We start from the raw sequence: 2,408 nt of genomic DNA, 5'->3' as shown, positions 1-2,408 counted from the left end.
ATTCCTCACCGAGGATATGCAGCGGCGCCTCACCGATGAAAACGGCAACTTCGAACTGTACCGCCAGATCATGCCGCTCGACATCCCACGGCTGTTCTTCGTCGGTTACGGATCGTCGCTGTTCAGTCCGCTGAGTGCAGAGGCTGCTGCGATGTGGGTGGTTAGCTGTCTCAAAGGTGGGTCCGACCTTCCTGCGGCGGACGCACGCCGCGCCTTCACCAAGAAGCGACTCGACTGGATGATCGAGCGAACCGAGGGTAAACACGCCCGAGGAACGAACATCATCCCGTTCTCACTGCGGCATGTCGACGAGGTGCTCGACGAGATCGGCGTGAATGTCGGACCCATGGCCCGGTTCCGTCAGTGGTTGCTTCCCGCCGATCCCAGCTCGTACCAGACCTCGACCAGGAAGCTGCACGAGAAACTGGATTCCATCGGTCCGTCCAGCTTGCGACCGACAGTTACGGACGCGAAATCGAGAGACTGACAAGGCCCGAGACCTACGGTGCTGTGGGTTCTCGCCGAAACTTGCCCTCGGCTTCAGGTCACTGCAGGATTCTCAATTGTGTTGTCCGGCAGTATCGTCCGCTGGCACAGGATCCTCTACACCGGACCTGTCCGATTCCGGCCGAGGTGAGCGCTCCCAACCGACACCCACATCCACATCCACATCCACTCTGCGCGACTACACGGCGATGAGTCCGTGCTTACGGACCCAGGTCATGACGTGCCCGAGCACAGCCTCGGGATCTTCGAGTTGAGGGGTGTGCCCCGCACCGCGAATGATCTCACTGTCCCAGCCGGTGTTGGCGGCGGCGACCCTGTGCGCAGCTTCCACCGGCACCAGCCGGTCGCGGTCACCGTGCACCATCAGGATGGGCTGCTCGATGGCGCGCATGGCGTCGAGGTACCGGCGCGGCCGCGCAAGGGTACGCATCAGGGACCGGCTGGCCTGCAGAAACGCAGCGTCCTGCGACGGCAGGCCTCGACGGTACTTCGCCAGAGCCGTGGCCGCCTCGAGGACCTCGGGCGAAGCGCGACGCGGGTCGGCGAAACACAGATTGACAGTCCTCTGCACCAACTCGCGGTCGGTCAGACCGTGGACGGAGCGCTGCAGATAGCGCTCGCCCACAAAGGGCGTGAAGTACATCGCGAACTGCACTGCGACCAGAGGATCCGGCACCCTCCTGGGGAGGGGCATGGCGGCATCCACGAGGACCAGGCCGGCAACCGCTTCGGGATGCGCGGACGCCTCGAGCAACGAGATCATGCCGCCCATGGAGTTGCCCATAAGGATGACCGGCGTGCCGACGACGTCACGGAGAAAGCGGTGCAGCACCTCCGCGTTGGCGTGCACACCGGTCTTGCGGTGACCGGCCGGGCTGAGCCCGAATCCGGGCAGATCCACCGTCAGTACCCGTGTGTGCTCGGCCAGGGCCGGCGCCACACGGACCCAGTTGAGGTGTGAACCGCCGAGGCCATGAACCATCACCACCGGAGGCTCACCGGTGTCACTCCCGACTCCGTATTCGACCCAGTGAACGGGCCCGTCGATGTCCACGATGCTGCCGGAGCCACCCCATGGTCCCGCGAACAACTGCTCAGCGGGTTCGCCCACTCGTTTCGGATCCACCATGCGTCCGTTCCTTCATATCCCGTAGGTCGAGAAAGCGTACTGCGCGGAACGTAGCGTAAACACATGGAACGCGGAAGGCGAACGGTCGCGGGCGTCCTGCTCGCCGCGGGGGGCGGCACCCGGATGGGTATGCCGAAGGCGCTGGTCACCGGCAAGAATGGCGAACCCTGGTTGACCCGGGCGGTCCGGGTGCTGTCGACGGCGGGGTGCATGCCGACCATAGTGATTCTCGGTGCCCGGGCGTCCGACGCCGAAGCGCTCCTCCCCGCCGGTGTCCCGGTTACCGTCGGGATCGCCGAAGACTGGCGGAGCGGGATGTCCGCATCCCTGCGCCGAGGGCTGGAGGTGGCCGAGACCTTCGAGAATGTCGACGCCGTGGTCATCACACTGGTCGACCTCCCCGACCTCGGCGTGGACGCCGTGCAGCGGATAGCGGCGGTGGATCCCGACGTGATCCGGTCGAGTCTGCGACAGGCCCGCTACGACGGCAGGCCCGGACATCCCGTACTCATCGGCCGGGATCACTGGAAACCTTTGCGGCAGAGCCTTACCGGTGATACCGGAGCCAAGAAGTACCTCACCGCCCACGGTGCCGAGATGGTCGACTGCTCCGATCTGGGCACCGGGCGGGACGTCGACACCCCCGACTAGGCCATATGTCGCCTCCCGCACGGCGTGACGGCCGCCGGCGTGCTCCGCTCCAGCTATGGCGCATACCGCCGGAGTGCGACGAGAATCGACTACATACCCGCGGACGCACTCGTCCCATCTT

General features: G+C 65.2%; 2 protein-coding genes and 1 pseudogene. 2 read left to right on the top strand and 1 reads right to left on the bottom strand.

What is annotated here, in order from left to right:
* Nucleotides 1-487: pseudogene (locus WAW17_RS01635) on the top strand (monooxygenase); the annotation flags it as partial.
* A 198-nt stretch (nucleotides 488-685) separates the two neighbouring features.
* Here the strand turns inward: WAW17_RS01635 and WAW17_RS01630 are convergent.
* The gene (locus tag WAW17_RS01630; protein WP_422331288.1) at nucleotides 686-1,636 is read right to left on the bottom strand and encodes an alpha/beta fold hydrolase; all 951 of its coding nucleotides are present in this window, start codon (nucleotides 1,634-1,636) and stop codon (nucleotides 686-688) included.
* 63 nt (nucleotides 1,637-1,699) lie between these two features.
* Between WAW17_RS01630 and WAW17_RS01625 the strand changes: the two genes are divergently transcribed.
* Nucleotides 1,700-2,287: a nucleotidyltransferase family protein gene (locus WAW17_RS01625; protein WP_422331287.1), complete on the top strand. Its 588-nt coding sequence runs from the start codon at nucleotides 1,700-1,702 to the stop codon at nucleotides 2,285-2,287.
* The last annotated feature ends 121 nt before the right edge of the window (nucleotides 2,288-2,408 follow it).

It is taken from the genome of Rhodococcus sp. (in: high G+C Gram-positive bacteria), assembly GCF_049286785.1.
Taxonomy (GTDB): domain Bacteria; phylum Actinomycetota; class Actinomycetes; order Mycobacteriales; family Mycobacteriaceae; genus Rhodococcus_F.
The sequence above is the reverse complement of the archived record's forward strand: the minus strand, read 5'-3'. Positions and strand labels throughout refer to the sequence as shown.

Coding starts and splice junctions, on each gene's coding strand:
- WAW17_RS01630 (WP_422331288.1), bottom strand. CDS start 1,636: ATGGTGGATCCGAAACGAGTGGGCGAACCCGCTGAGCAGTTGTTCGCG.
- WAW17_RS01625 (WP_422331287.1), top strand. CDS start 1,700: ATGGAACGCGGAAGGCGAACGGTCGCGGGCGTCCTGCTCGCCGCGGGG.